Source organism: Cupriavidus sp. 01T418, assembly GCF_056398885.1.
The window spans coordinates 222,655-236,532 of sequence record NZ_JBFTQG010000001.1; the positions used below are offsets into that span (position 1 = coordinate 222,655).

Here is a 13,878-nt window from a genome sequence, read left to right on the forward strand (position 1 = left end):
AGTGTGCTCCGGGATGCCCCATCGACCAAGCGTCGACCCGCTTCCGGTGTGATCGTCAGGATGGGGACGGCACGCAAGAGGCTGAAGGAGACACCAACATGCGATCGGTCCGCTCCGCTGTCCTGGTGGCGACAGCAATCCTGGTTTGGCCCGGCCTGCAAGCCCGTGCCGAGCCACAGCCCGCCGGGCCATCTGCCGCAGTGCCTGCGGTCAACGCCGGAACCGCCATGAATACCAGCGCGGCGGCCCCGGATCAAACTCCCGCTGCCGTAGCGGGGGGAGGCGTTCCGCGCGGTGTCTTTGCCGGTCTCGGCAAGCCCGTCGGCAGCGACAAACTGGAAGAAATCCGCGGCGGCTCCGAACTGGTGGTCAACGACATGCGCCTTGGCGGCACTGTGGCGGATAACAGCGCGAACCGCGTGATCAGCGGCTCAAACAGCATTGCCGAAGGCTCTTTCGCCGGCGCCTCGGGTTTGCCCACTGTCATCCAGAACACAGGCTCCAACGTACTGATCCAGAACGCGACCATCATCAACGTCCAGTTCAAGCCATGATGCTGCGCAAGCTGCTTCTGCAGGCTACGCTGTTGCTGGCTTCGGCCGGCGTGCCGGTGGCGTGGGCCGATTACATCTACGTGCCCGGCGATGGCGGGAATTACTACAACGTACGGGTGACCAGCCTCAAGGAGGCCCGGTTCAAGACCACCATCCGCCAGCAATACGACTTCAGCTGCGGCTCTGCCGCGGTGGCTACGCTGCTCACCTACCAGTACAGCTTTCCGGTCAGCGAGCAGACGGTGTTCCAGAACATGTATGTCAACGGCGATCAGGCCAAGATCCGGCAGGAGGGCTTTTCGCTGCTGGACATGAAGCGCTTCCTGGAGTCGCGCGGCTTTCTTGCCGATGGCTTTGAATTGCCGCTGTCCAAGCTGGAGGAAACCCAGGTCCCCGCCATCGTGCTGGTGGTGGAGAACGGGTATCACCATTTTGTGGTGGTCAAGGGGGTGCACGGCGACCGGGTGCTGGTCGGCGATCCGGCGCTGGGCACGCGCGCGCTGTCGCGTGAGCACTTCGAGCAGATCTGGGACAGCCACTTGCTGTTCGTCATCCACAACCGTGAGGAATCCGCTCGCTTCAACCTGGCGGCCGACTGGCGCGTGGCGCCTACCGGTCCTTACTGGACGGGCATCAACCGGGATAACCTGTTCTTCACCGTCATGCCTTCGCATGGCGGTAGCGATTTCTAAGGAACGTATTATGTTCCAGGCATCCTCCAAGTCCGCGCAGCATCGCCGCAGTGGCGCCGGTTCGGCCACTGCGATCGTATTGCTGGGCGCGGGCCTAGCCTGCGCCGGGCAGGCGCGGGCGGACGAAGGCACGGGGATCGAGGCGCTCGGCACGCTCGGCGCGACCGACCCCGCCGGCTACACGGCACCGCCCGCAGTGCAGACGGAATCCGACAAACAATCCGACAACCCCTACCTGGCTGCGGCACTCGGCAACACGGCCGGCGTGACACCAGTCCCGGAAGAACCCCTCGCGACGCAGCCGGCGGATCGTCCGGCGGATAGCGGCACAACCCTCGGCGCCACGTCTGCCACCGAGGTGAGCGCGGCGGACTGGGAGCCAATCCCACCTGCGCGCCTCGACGTGTCGGGCGCCGCCTCCGGCACCGCGGCGCATCGGGCGTCCGATGCGCTCGCCAGCTCGAGCCCGGCCACGTCGCCGGTGACCCTGGCCGCAGCTGAAGCACCTGAAGCAGCTGTAGCAGCTGTAGCACCTGTAGCACCTCGCGTACACGCCGCGCGCACCACCATGGCGAGCTGGAAACCGGTCGCGCAAGAGCGGCTGGACGATCTGCGCGGCGGGTTCGACGTGGGTGCCGGCCTGCAAGTTTCGTTCGGTATCGAACGCGCCGTGTTCATTAACGGTGCCCTGGTGGTGGCAACCAGCCTTACTATTCCGGATGTGAGTCGCATCACCGCAGCGCAGGCCAGTCAGCTGGCCGTGGCGCTCGGCGTGGCAGCAGGAGCGGGGGCCGGGGCTGGGGCGGCTGTAAGCAGCGCGCTGGCCGCCAACCCCGTGACGGGCACGAATGGCAGCAGCACGGCAAGCAGCAGCAGTAGCAGTACAGGTACCAGTGCCAGCGCGACCGGCAATCCGGGCACGACGCTGACCAGCCTGCCAGCCACGGCGGTATCGGCCGGCAGCGCCGTGGTGACGACCAACGGTGCACTGAGCCTGATACAGAACGGGCCGGGCAACAGCGCTGCCGCCAGCATGCTGGCCGGCACGCCTGCCACGGTAATTCAGAACACGCTGAACAACCAGTCGATACAGAATCTGGTGACCATCAATGCAGGGGTTAACACCCTGCAGGCATTCCGCGCCCAGGTAGCTAGCTCGACATTGAACAACGCATTGCTGAATGCGGCCAGCCGGCACTGAGCACTTGCAGGCGAAGGGCAGTTGTGATTGGTAGTACATGCAACGAGAGGAGCAGTATGCGTTAGGCAGGTTGCGGACTCCCTGTATTAAGCAGTCCGCCGTCCGGGGGAGGAAGGCGAAATGGATAGAAGGTCGCTGCGAGGCATCCGGCAGGCCGGGTGCTCGACATTGCTGTTGCTGGGCGGGATGGCACAGGGCCAGACCCCGCCTGACGAAGGACCAACGGCGGCAAAGCTGGAAGCGCTCAAGCGGGAGGTGACCGAGCAGGCGGCCACCCTGGAGCAGATGAAGCGGTCGATGGCGGAGCAAGCAGCCACCATCCGCGAACTACGCAGCGTGTTGGGTGACGACGCACTGGCAAAAAAGCGCGGTGGCCAGCGTACGCCGGGCACCGGCGGCGTCACACCCGGCGACACCGCCACCAACGCCGCGGCCGCCGCCGCCGGAGCGGCAGGCATGCAAGCCTTGCCCAATACCGCCAATGTGCCGCAGGAAGGCGCCATGCCGGCGCAACAGGCACAACAGGCGCAGCAAGCCGACGGCGCGCAGGTCGCGCAGGCCGGCGACGAGCAGCCGGTGGGCAAGCCACCCGAGGCCGACACCACCCCGCCCGCGATCGCACCGATTTTCGATCAGCCTGGCGTACTCACGCCCGCTGGCAAGTTCGTGCTCGAACCGAGCTTCCAATATGGCTATTCGTCCAACAACCGCGTGGCGCTGGTCGGCTACACGATCATTCCCGCCGTCCTGATCGGGCTGATCGATGTCCGCGAGGTCAAGACCTCGACCTACATCGAGCAGCTTGCGCTGCGCTATGGCGTGACCAAGCGGCTCGAGCTCGAGGTCAAGGTGCCCTACGTGGAGACCTCGGGTTCCACCATCAGCCGCGAGGTCTTCACCGGCACGGCGGTCGATAACGTCTTCAATTCCAGCGGCACGGGGCTGGGCGATGTGGAAGCGACCGTGCGCTACCAGCTCAACTTCGGCAACGAGAAAATACCGTACTTCATCGGCTGGCTGCGCTACAAGTCCGCTACCGGCAAGAGCCCCTTCGACGTAGTGACCGACTGCGTGACACGTTGCGTGGGCAATACGACGGGTACTGGCCTGCCGCTAGGGCTGCCCACCGGCACCGGCTTCCAGGCCATACAGCCAGGCATTACGTGGCTGCTGCCGACCGATCCGGCGGTGTTCTTCGGCACCTTCAGCTACCTGCACAATTTCTCGCGCGACAATGTCAGCCGCACCGTGCTCAACGGGCAGCAGGAGTCCCTCGGCAAGATCGCGCCCGGGGATATCTTTGGTTTCAATTTCGGCATGGGCCTGTCGCTCAATGAGCATGCCTCGTTCAGTATCGGTTACGACCAGAGCATCATCTGGCCGACCAAGCAGAACGGCCAAACCGTACCCGGCTCGGTGCGCATCACGCAGGGCACCTTGCTGGTGGGCTATTCGTATCGCTTCAACAGCCGCTATACGCTGAACGTATCGGTGGGCGCGGGGCTGACGCGGGACACCCCGGATCTGCAGGTCACGGTGCGCCTGCCAATCACTTTCTGAAGGCTGGCGACATGGGCGAAACCGACGGATGAAAACGCAACGTGATGCGCGCTGGGCATGCCACCTTCATCGCCTTGCGCTTGGCACGCGACTGGCGTACAAATGAGTAACCCCGTCCCCTGGGCGGATACGGAAGTACCTCCACCTCCATGTTTTCCATGACTGCGTGAAGGCGGCTCCGCATGCACACCGCGACCGGGATGGCCCGAAATGGCCGCAAAATGGCCTGAAGCGAGGAGAAAGTCATGCGCAAACGCATCTTCTGGTTGTTGCCCGATCTGGCGAGCGCCCGTCGCACCATGGACGATCTGCTGCTGGCTCGCGTCGAGAACAGTCATATCCACTTTATCGCGCGCGATGGCGCCGACATGACTGGCCTGCATGAAGCCAACCTGTTCCAGACTTCCGACATCGTGCATGCCGCGGAGATGGGGCTGATGGTTGGCGGTGGCATCGGCATTGTGGCGGGGGCACTGGTCGCCCTGTTCCCCATCGTCAGCGACAACCCGCAATGGGGCCTGGTCGGCGTGCTGGCCGTGCTCGGCGCGGCGTTTGGCGCCTGGGCTTCCAGCATGATTGGCTGCTCTGCACCCAACAGCCGGCACAAGGCCTTCGAGAAAGACATCGAGGAAGGCAAGATCCTGCTGATGGTGGACGTACCGCGTGGCCGCGTCGAGGAAATCGAAGCGCTGCTGCAAAGCGCCCACCCGGAAGCCCGTTTCGCCGGGCTGGATCCCGCCATACCCGCCTTCCCCTGAACGAAGGACCGGCAGGAGCAGGGCACGGTGGCCTGCGCCTGCGGGCCGCCCGCCCTCGTGCGCTTTACCCTTTCTCCTCCTCCCTGCCGATGTCGGCCTGGGACCGGCTGGTGGCGCCTGTCGATCGTGTCGTCGACCGGCAAGCTGATCCGCTGCTTCGTTGAGCGGCGGGCCTGCCGAGTGACGCCGGGGCGGCGGCGCGCTGCGGTATAGTCGCCGCATGGCTACCTCACCTTTTTCCCTGCAAGGCCGCGTGGCGCTGGTCACCGGTGGCGCGCAAGGCCTGGGCCTGGCGATTGCCGCCGCCCTGGCGCAAGCCGGCGCGCACGTGATCGTTGCCGCGCGCAACGCCGAACGCGTGCATGCCGCCGCGGCCCGACTCGCCCAGCACGGCGGCAGCGCCGAGCCGCTGGTGCTCGACATTACCGACGAAGCTGCGGTCGATGCTGCCTTTGCCCACGTCGACGCCGTCCACGGCCGCCTCGATATCCTGGTCAACAATGCCGGCGCGCGCAAGCGCAGCAATATGGCGCATCTGGACGCCGCGGACCTGCGCGAGATGCTGGAAACCAACCTGGTGGCGCCGTACGCCTTGTGCCGGCATGCCGCGCGACTGATGCGGCGCGGTGGCTATGGACGTATCGTCAACGTCAGCTCGATCGCGGGGCAGGTGGCGCGTGCCGATGACGTGTTGTATCCCGCGACCAAGGGGGGGCTCGATGCGCTTACCCGTGCGATGGCGGCCGATCTGGGCCGCGACGGCGTGACTGTCAACGCCATCGCACCCGGCTACTTCGCCACCGAACCCAACCAGCCGATGGTGGATGACGCCAGCGTTGCCGACTGGCTGCGCCAGCGCACCGCGCTCGGCCGCTGGGGCCAGCCGGAGGAGGTTGCGGGCGCCGCGGTGTTTCTGGCTTCGCCGGCCGCCTCCTATATCACCGGCCACGTGCTGGCGGTGGACGGAGGCTACCTGGCGCATTTCTAAAGCGGGCGGGCGGCCCGGAGGCCGTGCCACGCCGCTAGTCGCCGCTAGTTGCCCTTGCCGCGCATGAAATGCGCCTGCACGGCTTCGATCATTGCCGCCGCCGCGGCTGAGTCGCCGCGCTCGTGCAGCCGCACCAGGCAAATATCCCGCACCAGCGAAGGCAACTGCAGCGGCCGGATCGCCAGGCTCTCTTGCCGGAACTGGAACAGCGCCAGCGCCGGCACCACCGTTACCCCCAACCCCGCCGCCACCAGCGCGGCCACGGTGGCGAGATGTTCCACTTCCATCACGCCGTTGAGCCTGAGCGGATGCAGCGCGGCATCCAGGTGCTGGCGCACGCTGCTGGTACGCGAGAGATGGATGAAGGGCACGCCCGCCAACGCCTGGGGCGCCACCCGCCGGCGGCGCGCCAGTGGATGATCGGCGGGGCACACCAGGTGGAAGGTGTCCGTCACCAGGGGCTCGATGCGCAGGTCGCTGTCCTGCGCCGGGGCGGGCGCCAGCGCGAAATCCGCGCGGCCGCGCCGTACCAGGTCGATACAGCCGTCGGCCAGCAGGTCGAACAGTTCGATGGCGATGCCGGGATAGCGCTGATGGAAGGCCGCCAGGATCGGTGGCAGGTCGCCGGCAGCCAGCGAGGGCAGCGCGGCAATCGAGACCCGTCCCTTGCGGCGCTCGGCATGGTCGCGCAGTTCCGCGAAGGCCGTTTCGAAGTCCGCCAGCAGGCGCGCCGCTACGTCCTCGAAGCGACGCCCTTCGACGCTGAGTTCCACATGGCGCGTGGTGCGCTCGAACAGCCGCATGCCGGCTTGTTCCTCCAGGGTCTGGATCAGCGCGCTGAAGGCCGATTGCGACAGGTGGCACGCCTGCGCCGCGCGCGTGAAGTTGCGATGCGTGACCAGGGCCACGAAGGCGCGCAAGTGTTTGACTGAGAGGTTCATTGGCAAGCGCCTCGCGCGCTGTGAAGGCCATCAGCGGGCCCATGGCAGGCAATCCCCGGTAGCCCCGGATTCACCTGAAAAATCGATAGATTAATCCAAATTATCCGCTTTTTGGTTGAGGGCGGCACGCCTAGAATGGCGTTATCCGTTCACCATACAGGCTGTTCCCAGGCCATCACCAGGCTTTCTTCCCATGACCGCCCCTTTGCTGATTGGCTCAGGCGCCGGCTTCTCCGGCGACCGCACCGACGCCGCCCTGCCTGTGGTGCGATCCCTGATCGCGGCGGGCGGCCCGGCCGTGCTGATGTTCGAAACGCTGGCCGAGCGCACGCTGGCGCTGGCGCAACTGGCGCGCCGCAGCGATCCCGCCCGTGGCTACGAACCGCTGCTCGACGCGCTGCTGGCGCCGGTGCTCGGACTGTGCCTGGCCAACGGCATTCCCATTGTCGGCAATTTTGGCGCCGCCAATCCGCATGCGGCGGCGCAGCGCGTGCGCGCACTGGCGGCGGAGCTTGGCCTGGCGCCGCCACGGGTGGCGGCGGTGGCGGGAGATGATCTTTCGCACGAGGCCGGCCGTGCCGTATTGCGCCGGATCGTGGGGCCGGATTTTCCCGAAACGCGCTTCGTTTGCGCCAACGCATATATCGGGGCGCAGGGCATCGCCGACGCACTGACCGCGGGCGCGCAGGTGGTCGTGTGCGGGCGCGTGGCCGATCCCGCCCTGGCGGTGGGACCGGCCATGGCGCATTTCGGCTGGTCGTGGCAGGACTGGGATCGCCTGGCGCGCGCCACCATGGCCGGCCACCTGCTCGAATGCGGGGCGCAGGTCACCGGTGGCTATTTCGCCGACCCCGGCATGAAGGAAGTACCGGATGTGCACGCCGTTGGCTATCCCATCGTCCGCCTGGATGAAGACGGCAATATCGAGGTGGGCAAGGCGGCGGACACCGGCGGCTGCGTGGACCTGCGCACGGTCAAGGAGCAACTGCTGTACGAGGTGCACGACCCCGCTGCCTATCTCACGCCGGACGTGATCGCCGATATCAGCGCGGCCACGGTCGAACAGCTTGGCCCGGACCGCGTGGCGGTGCGCAATGTGCGTGGCCGCGAGCGGCCCGGACAGCTCAAGGCCAACCTGTTCTACGAAGGCGGCTGGATCGCCGAAGCCGAGATCTCCTACGCCGGCCCCAATGCCGCAGCGCGCGCGCGCCTGGCCGCGCAGATCGTGCGCAAGCGCATGGACCTGCTCGGCCACGCGGTGCCGATCCGCTTCGACCTGATCGGCGTGCTGAGCGTGTTCGCCGACGATGGCGGGCGCCTGCTGCAACAGCCGCAAGCCGGCGAGGCGCAGGCGCGGGATGTGCGCCTGCGCGCCGCGCTGGCGCATGAGGACAAGTCCGTGGCCGAAACGCTGTTGCGCGAAGTCAACGCCCTCTATACCTGCGGGCCCGCCGGCGGCGGCGGCGTGCGCACCGCGCTGCGCGCGCGGCTCAATGCCATGTCCTGCCTGGTGCCGCGCAGCGCCGTTACCGCAAGCCATACTCTGCTGCCATGAACGCAACCACCACCGATACTGCCTCGCAGGCCACCATCGCGCTCTACCAGCTCGCCCATGGACGCACCGGCGACAAGGGCGATCGCTCCAATATCAGCGTGATCGCCTACGACCCGCGCGACTTCGATCACCTCGTCGCCCATGTCACCGAAGACGCAGTGGCGGCGCTGTTCCGCTACCGCCAGCCGTCGGCGGTAAAACGCTACCTGGTGCCCTCGCTGCAGGCAATGAACTTCGTCATCGACGGCGTGCTGGACGGCGGCGTCAACGACGCGCTCAACCTCGACACGCACGGCAAGGCGCTGTCCTTCCTGCTGCTGCAATTGGAAATTCCCTTGCCCCCGCGCCTGGCCGGCGCCTGAAAGCCGGATTCAGAAACCACGAACCACAAACCGCAAGCCACAACGATTCGAGATTCGAACAGGAGACCCAAGATGTCCGCATATACCAAGCCCGCTTCCGCCCTGAAGGTGGTCACCGGCATAGCCGCCGCCGCGCTCGCGCTGCTGGCCGGGCCGGCGCACGCGGAATTCCCGGACAAGCCGATCCGCTTCGTGGTGCCGTTCGCCGCCGGCAGCGCGACGGACCAGCTCGCCCGCGCGATCGGCCAGGCCATTACCGTGGATGCCAAGGTCACGGTAGTGGTCGACAACAAGCCCGGCGCCAACGGCTTTATCGCCGCCAGCGACGTCGCCAAGGCCAGCCCCGACGGCTACACCGTGCTGATCACCACCAACACCACGCATGCGGCCAACGAGCACCTGTTCAAGAAACTGCCTTACGACCCGGTGAGGGACTACGTTCCGGTGACCGCGCTTGGCCGCGGCGGCCAGATCATGGTGGTCAACCCGCAATTGCCGGTCAATACGGTGGGAGATTTCATCGCGCTGGCCAGGAAGGAGCCGGGCAAGCTCAGCTTCGGCAGCGGCAGCTCGTCCTCGCGCATCGCCGGCGAGCTGTTCCAGCAGATGGCGCATGTGCAATTGCTGCACGTGCCTTACAAGAGCAATCCGCTCGCGGTAACGGACCTGCTGGGCAACCAGATCCAGATGATGATCACCGATACCGCCACGGGCCTGCCCCAGGTCAGGAGCGGCAAGCTCAAGGCGCTGGGCGTGTCGGGCAAGGCCCGCTCGCCGCTGGCGCCCAACGTGCCGACCATCGACGAGGCCGGCGTCAAGGGCTATGAGATGAGCTACTGGTTCGCCGCCTACGCACCGGCCAAGACGCCGCAGCCGCTGGTGGACAAGCTCAATGCCATGATGGTGAAGGCAGCCAGGAGCGACACCGCGGCCACTTTCTACCAGTCCACCGGCACCGAAGTGTTCACCAGCACGCCGGCGGAACTGGCGAAATTCCAGTCGCAGGAATCGGCCAAGTGGGGCCGCATCATCAAGGCCGCCAATATCCAGCCCGAGTAACATGACGGCCCGTTGCGCACCAGGGTGGCGGCCGTGCGCGACTCAGGTGCGGCGGCGCTCCATGGCCACCAGCGAGGGCACGAAGCCGAGCTGGCCGAAGAAGGCCGCCTCGGACGAGCGCCCGGCGCGCAGCACCCAGGTGATATCGGTATCCTTGCCCACGATGTGGCGTATCAGCGCGCCGCCGATGCCGCGCCGGCGATGGCTCGGCGCCACTGCCACCATCGACAGGTAGCCATTGGAAATATCGTCGCACAAGGCGCGCGCGAAACCGACGACTTCCCCGTGATCGACCGCCACCGCCACCCGTTGCGAGTTGGCGATCAGGCGGGCGAAGCGTTCCGTGTTGGCGACGCGGTGCGCCCACCCGCTGGCCGCAAGGAGTTGTCTGGCTGCCTCGAGATCGTCTGGCAGCAGATTGCGGATTTCCATCAGGGCTCCCCATGCAAGCACATACTGCAACCCGGCGCAGCCCTTCTTAAGGGGGGCGCGTCACGAGACGAGGGCGGCGCGGTGCCGCGAAAGACTGCTGGCAGTGTAGCGAGCGCGCGCAGGCCCGTCAATTTGCGGTGGGCCATCTTGCGACCATGCCGTGGGGGGGTATCATGGACACCATGAATGCCTCGATCTTCTCTTCCGCCCACCCGGCCGATCAGCTGGCCGAGTTCAGCGATGCCGACGCGGCGCTGGCCCGCATCCGTGAAATCTACGATGCCTCGGTCGGCGCCATCCGCGCGCGCTTCGATGCCTTTGCCAAGGGACAGCCACTGCCTTCCGCGGCACATGCCTGCTATCCCTACCTCGGCATCTCGGTCAACCTCGAAACCATGGTCACCGACAGCCGGCCATCCTGGGGCACGGTGGCCTACCCCGGCGTGTACGGCACCACGGTCACTCGTCCCGAACTGCTGGGGGACTACTACCGCGACCAGATCGAGCGCCTGCTACGCTACCACCGCGTGCCGGTGGTGGTCGGCGTGAGCCGGCGGCCGATCCCGCTGCCCTTCGTCATCGAAGCCTCCACCACGGACATCAGCTACACCCAGGCGCGCGAGCTGGAAGCCTCCTTCGTGCTGCCGGAGCTGAGCCGCATCGACGACGCCATCGCCAACGGCACCTATGAGCCCGTGCCCGGCGAAGCCTGGCCGCTTTCGATGTTCCCCGGCGAGCGCGTCGACCTGGCGCTGCAGCGTCTCTACCACTACACCGGCACCGCGCCCCAGCATTTCCAGCGCTTCGTGCTGTTCACCAACTACCAGCGCTACGTCGATGAGTTCATCGCACTCGGCCGCTCGCTGATGGCGGCCGAAGACGAGAAGGGCGCCGAAGGCTACGTGCGTTTCGTTGAACCCGGCGACGTGTTGCAGGAGCGCGGCGAGGCCGAGCCCGACGACGCGCTGCGTCCGCGCGCGCTGCCGCAGATGCCGGCCTATCACCTGATGCGCGAGGACAAGCTCGGCGTCACGCTGGTCAACATCGGCGTGGGCCCGTCCAACGCCAAGACCATGACCGACCACCTCGCCGTGCTGCGCCCGCATTGCTGGCTGATGGTCGGTCACTGCGGCGGCCTGCGCCGCTCGCAACAACTGGGCGACTACGTGCTGGCGCACGCCTATGTGCGCGACGACCATGTGCTCGATCACGATCTGCCGCCATGGGTGCCTGTGCCGCCGATCGCCGAGATTCAGGTCGCGCTGCAGGAGGCCGTGGTACGAGTGACGGGTTTGTCCGGCAACGAAATGAAGACCCGCATGCGTACCGGCACGGTGGTCTCCACCGATGACCGGAACTGGGAACTCAAGTCCAAGGCGCTATACGCGCGCTTCAACCAGTCGCGCGCCATTGCCATCGACATGGAGAGCGCCACGGTTGCCGCCAATGGCTTCCGCCTGCGCGTGCCGTACGGCACGCTGCTGTGCGTGTCCGACAAACCGCTGCACGGTGAGCTCAAGCTGCGGGGCATGGCCAATGCGTTCTACCGGCAGCGGGTGAGCCAGCATATGTCGATCGGGCTGGAGGCGATCCGCATTTTGCGTGAGGGCGGTGCAGAGCAATTGCACTCGCGCAAGTTGCGCAGTTTTGATGAGCCGGCGTTTCGTTAGGCTGGTTTCTTCGAAAGAGACTGCGATGGAAGAAGGCCCTGTAACGTAGCTCAAGCAGCTCAAGCAGCTCAAGCAGCTCAAGCAGCTCAAGCAGCTCAAGCAGCTCAAGCAGCTCAAGCAGCTCAAGCAGCTCAGGCAGGTCAAGCAGCTCAAGCAGGCCAACCTCGGCATGGATTGAAATAAGCTCGGACCGGCCCGTAGCGGCCGGCTGCGATGCTGATTGAAGAAAGCCTCAGCAACATCCCCCCTGGCAACCGTCATGATCCGGATCGCTGCCGCCCGCAGGGACGACAGCGCGCGCATGCTTCTCCCGCGTCCCCGGCGATAACCGTCCACTGCCACCGACGCCGCCGACCGGGTCCGACTTGTCGGCCATGTTTTCGACGCGGCGACAAGCATCTGGCAAGCATGGTCGAGACGCCTCGCAGGGTCAGCCATGGCAGATGGCGCAGCAGCATGTGCGCCCCCGCACGTAAGCCGCGACCCCTCAACCGTATGGCCGGTACAGCAGTGTGTACATCCTGTCTAGTCTAGACAAGGACGCTGCCACAGATTCCGCCATTTTCCAGCTGGCGCGTCCGGGAAAACGAGATTCGGCACCTGCGCCTTTGCATGGCTCGGCATGTGCGGACAGGACGCCATACGGGGGAGACATCATGACAAACACCAAGAGGTGGCCAGCATGGCTGGCCTGCGCCGGCATGGCATTACTGGTGGCGGGTTGCGGCGGCGGCAGCGGTGGCGGGGGTGGGGGAAGCTCGCCAGTGCCCACTGCCGCGAGCACCGCGGCCGACACCACGCCGGTGAAATACTTGGTGACGCTCACGATGACCGCGGGGCAGGTTGGCGTGGGAAGCAGCATTTCGATGTTGGCCTCGGTGGTGGACAGCAAGGGCACGGACGTGACTGCATCCACGGCCTTTGCCTGGACTTCGTCCAGCAACGCCGTGGCTACCGTGGCGCCGGCTGCCATTGCAAACGGCAACGCCACCGTGACAGGCGTGGCGGTAGGGACGGCCACCATCCAGGTGGTCGCCACGGTCAAGGCGGCCGACAACACCACCACGCAGTTGCCCGCGCAAACCGCCACGATGACGGTCGTGCCGGCTGCGGCCAGCTACAACCTGACGCTATCGAATCCGGTTTTGTCGCTGGTCGACGGCCAGGTGCAGCCGGTCACGGCGACGCTGGTCGACGGCAACGGCAAGGATGTCAGCGGGGCCGTGCACGATTGGGCCTGGGCCAGTTCGATCGCCAACGTGCAGGTCAGTGCGGCGCAGAACGCCGCCTCGCTGACCGGGGTCAACAACTCGGATACCGCTCCCGCGGTCGGCACGGTCACGGTGTCAGTCACTGCGCCCAACGGCAGCCCCGTCAGTGGACAGATGCTGGTGACGGTGCAGAAAAACACCAGCTACACGTACCGCCTCGAACTGTCGCAAGGAGGAGCGCCAATCAACGCGCTCACGGTGCTCAATGGCTATCCACAGACCTTTGGCGCCCGCGTGATCCGCAGCGATTCACATGATTCCACCGCGGATTTCGACGGGACCTGGAGCTACGCGGCCACTTCGCCGACGCTTGCCGTCTCCGCCAATTCAGCCACGCGGCAAGCCGTGGTGAGCTCCGGTATCGTGATCGGCGCGCCCACTGTACAGAGCGTGCTGCTGGTGACTGCGGCCAGCACCAAGGTATCGGGCACGCCCAAGGCCAGCTTGACGGTGACCGAGCAGCCGAAGTGGGCGCTGGTCTATGCCGGGCCGCAGCCCCTCAAGTTGCTGCTGTCGCTGCCCGTGCCGATTCCGGTCACCGCCACACTCAAGAACTACGGCGCGGATACCGCATACCTTGGCTGCACCGGCTGGACCTGGACCAGTAGCGCCAACGTGTCGTTCGCGCCCGGCGCCAATGCCGCGCAGATCCTGGTGACGCCGCTGGCGGCCGGCGACTTCACCGTGACCGCAACCTGCAACGCGGGCGCGGAGCTGGAGCCGATGTCGATCACGATTCCGGGCACGGTGATGTAATACGCGAAGCGGTCTTCCTGTGCCTTGACGCGGCGCCCGGCATGCTTTCCCGCCGGGCGCCGGAGAGGCTGGAAACCAG

13 protein-coding genes are annotated in these 13,878 nt (G+C 66.2%); 11 read left to right on the top strand and 2 right to left on the bottom strand.

Going from position 1 to position 13,878, the window contains the following annotated elements; genetic code table 11:
- Positions 1-98 precede the first annotated feature (98 nt).
- From AC1DQ3_RS01005 to AC1DQ3_RS01030, 6 genes are all read left to right on the top strand, one after another.
- Positions 99-554, top strand: a complete 456-nt coding sequence (locus AC1DQ3_RS01005; RefSeq protein WP_477118300.1) for a hypothetical protein — start codon at positions 99-101, stop codon at positions 552-554.
- Positions 551-1,246, top strand: a complete 696-nt coding sequence (locus tag AC1DQ3_RS01010) for a C39 family peptidase (protein WP_477118301.1) — start codon at positions 551-553, stop codon at positions 1,244-1,246. Before AC1DQ3_RS01005 ends, AC1DQ3_RS01010 begins: the two co-directional genes overlap by 4 nt.
- 10 nt (positions 1,247-1,256) lie before the next feature.
- Positions 1,257-2,447, top strand: a complete 1,191-nt coding sequence (locus AC1DQ3_RS01015; protein WP_477118302.1) for a hypothetical protein — start codon at positions 1,257-1,259, stop codon at positions 2,445-2,447.
- A 120-nt stretch (positions 2,448-2,567) separates the two neighbouring features.
- Positions 2,568-4,007, top strand: coding sequence for an acetate kinase (locus AC1DQ3_RS01020; RefSeq protein ID WP_477118303.1), 1,440 nt, complete (start codon positions 2,568-2,570; stop codon positions 4,005-4,007).
- A 245-nt stretch (positions 4,008-4,252) separates the two neighbouring features.
- A complete protein-coding gene (locus AC1DQ3_RS01025; protein WP_477118304.1) occupies positions 4,253-4,765 on the top strand; it encodes a DUF1269 domain-containing protein in 513 nt (170 codons plus the stop codon).
- A gap of 220 nt (positions 4,766-4,985) precedes the next feature.
- A complete protein-coding gene (locus tag AC1DQ3_RS01030) occupies positions 4,986-5,753 on the top strand; it encodes an SDR family oxidoreductase (RefSeq protein WP_477118305.1) in 768 nt (255 codons plus the stop codon).
- Between the two features lie 44 nt (positions 5,754-5,797).
- Here AC1DQ3_RS01030 and AC1DQ3_RS01035 read toward each other — a convergent pair whose 3' ends face one another.
- Positions 5,798-6,694: a LysR family transcriptional regulator gene (locus AC1DQ3_RS01035; RefSeq protein ID WP_477118306.1), complete on the bottom strand. Its 897-nt coding sequence runs from the start codon at positions 6,692-6,694 to the stop codon at positions 5,798-5,800.
- A 193-nt stretch (positions 6,695-6,887) separates the two neighbouring features.
- Between AC1DQ3_RS01035 and AC1DQ3_RS01040 the strand changes: the two genes are divergently transcribed.
- The 3 genes from AC1DQ3_RS01040 (at position 6,888) to AC1DQ3_RS01050 (ending at position 9,670) form a co-directional block, all read left to right on the top strand.
- On the top strand, positions 6,888-8,249 hold the full coding sequence (locus AC1DQ3_RS01040; protein ID WP_477118307.1) for an acyclic terpene utilization AtuA family protein: 1,362 nt from the start codon (positions 6,888-6,890) through the stop codon (positions 8,247-8,249).
- Positions 8,246-8,611, top strand: a complete 366-nt coding sequence (locus tag AC1DQ3_RS01045; RefSeq protein ID WP_477118308.1) for an AtuA-related protein — start codon at positions 8,246-8,248, stop codon at positions 8,609-8,611. Before AC1DQ3_RS01040 ends, AC1DQ3_RS01045 begins: the two co-directional genes overlap by 4 nt.
- A 72-nt stretch (positions 8,612-8,683) precedes the next feature.
- Positions 8,684-9,670, top strand: a complete 987-nt coding sequence (locus tag AC1DQ3_RS01050) for a Bug family tripartite tricarboxylate transporter substrate binding protein (protein WP_477118309.1) — start codon at positions 8,684-8,686, stop codon at positions 9,668-9,670.
- 42 nt (positions 9,671-9,712) lie between these two features.
- Here AC1DQ3_RS01050 and AC1DQ3_RS01055 read toward each other — a convergent pair whose 3' ends face one another.
- A complete protein-coding gene (locus tag AC1DQ3_RS01055; RefSeq protein ID WP_477118310.1) occupies positions 9,713-10,102 on the bottom strand; it encodes a GNAT family N-acetyltransferase in 390 nt (129 codons plus the stop codon).
- A 173-nt stretch (positions 10,103-10,275) separates the two neighbouring features.
- On the opposite strand from AC1DQ3_RS01055, the gene AC1DQ3_RS01060 reads away from it, so the two are divergent.
- Both AC1DQ3_RS01060 and AC1DQ3_RS01065 read left to right on the top strand, forming a co-directional pair.
- Positions 10,276-11,772: an AMP nucleosidase gene (locus AC1DQ3_RS01060; RefSeq protein WP_477118311.1), complete on the top strand. Its 1,497-nt coding sequence runs from the start codon at positions 10,276-10,278 to the stop codon at positions 11,770-11,772.
- Positions 11,773-12,428: 656 nt separating this feature from the next.
- Positions 12,429-13,799 (top strand): hypothetical protein, encoded by a 1,371-nt coding sequence (locus AC1DQ3_RS01065; RefSeq protein ID WP_477118312.1) that lies wholly within the window; start codon positions 12,429-12,431, stop codon positions 13,797-13,799.
- The last annotated feature ends 79 nt before the right edge of the window (positions 13,800-13,878 follow it).

What these genes read in the sequence shown, in the direction of transcription:
- AC1DQ3_RS01060 (WP_477118311.1), top strand. Translation starts at nt 10,276, where the DNA reads ATGGACACCATGAATGCCTCGATCTTCTCTTCCGCCCACCCGGCCGAT.
- AC1DQ3_RS01025 (WP_477118304.1), top strand. Translation starts at nt 4,253, where the DNA reads ATGCGCAAACGCATCTTCTGGTTGTTGCCCGATCTGGCGAGCGCCCGT.
- AC1DQ3_RS01055 (WP_477118310.1), bottom strand. Translation starts at nt 10,102, where the DNA reads ATGGAAATCCGCAATCTGCTGCCAGACGATCTCGAGGCAGCCAGACAA.
- AC1DQ3_RS01015 (WP_477118302.1), top strand. Translation starts at nt 1,257, where the DNA reads ATGTTCCAGGCATCCTCCAAGTCCGCGCAGCATCGCCGCAGTGGCGCC.
- AC1DQ3_RS01065 (WP_477118312.1), top strand. Translation starts at nt 12,429, where the DNA reads ATGACAAACACCAAGAGGTGGCCAGCATGGCTGGCCTGCGCCGGCATG.
- AC1DQ3_RS01020 (WP_477118303.1), top strand. Translation starts at nt 2,568, where the DNA reads ATGGATAGAAGGTCGCTGCGAGGCATCCGGCAGGCCGGGTGCTCGACA.
- AC1DQ3_RS01040 (WP_477118307.1), top strand. Translation starts at nt 6,888, where the DNA reads ATGACCGCCCCTTTGCTGATTGGCTCAGGCGCCGGCTTCTCCGGCGAC.
- AC1DQ3_RS01030 (WP_477118305.1), top strand. Translation starts at nt 4,986, where the DNA reads ATGGCTACCTCACCTTTTTCCCTGCAAGGCCGCGTGGCGCTGGTCACC.
- AC1DQ3_RS01010 (WP_477118301.1), top strand. Translation starts at nt 551, where the DNA reads ATGATGCTGCGCAAGCTGCTTCTGCAGGCTACGCTGTTGCTGGCTTCG.
- AC1DQ3_RS01035 (WP_477118306.1), bottom strand. Translation starts at nt 6,694, where the DNA reads ATGAACCTCTCAGTCAAACACTTGCGCGCCTTCGTGGCCCTGGTCACG.
- AC1DQ3_RS01005 (WP_477118300.1), top strand. Translation starts at nt 99, where the DNA reads ATGCGATCGGTCCGCTCCGCTGTCCTGGTGGCGACAGCAATCCTGGTT.
- AC1DQ3_RS01050 (WP_477118309.1), top strand. Translation starts at nt 8,684, where the DNA reads ATGTCCGCATATACCAAGCCCGCTTCCGCCCTGAAGGTGGTCACCGGC.
- AC1DQ3_RS01045 (WP_477118308.1), top strand. Translation starts at nt 8,246, where the DNA reads ATGAACGCAACCACCACCGATACTGCCTCGCAGGCCACCATCGCGCTC.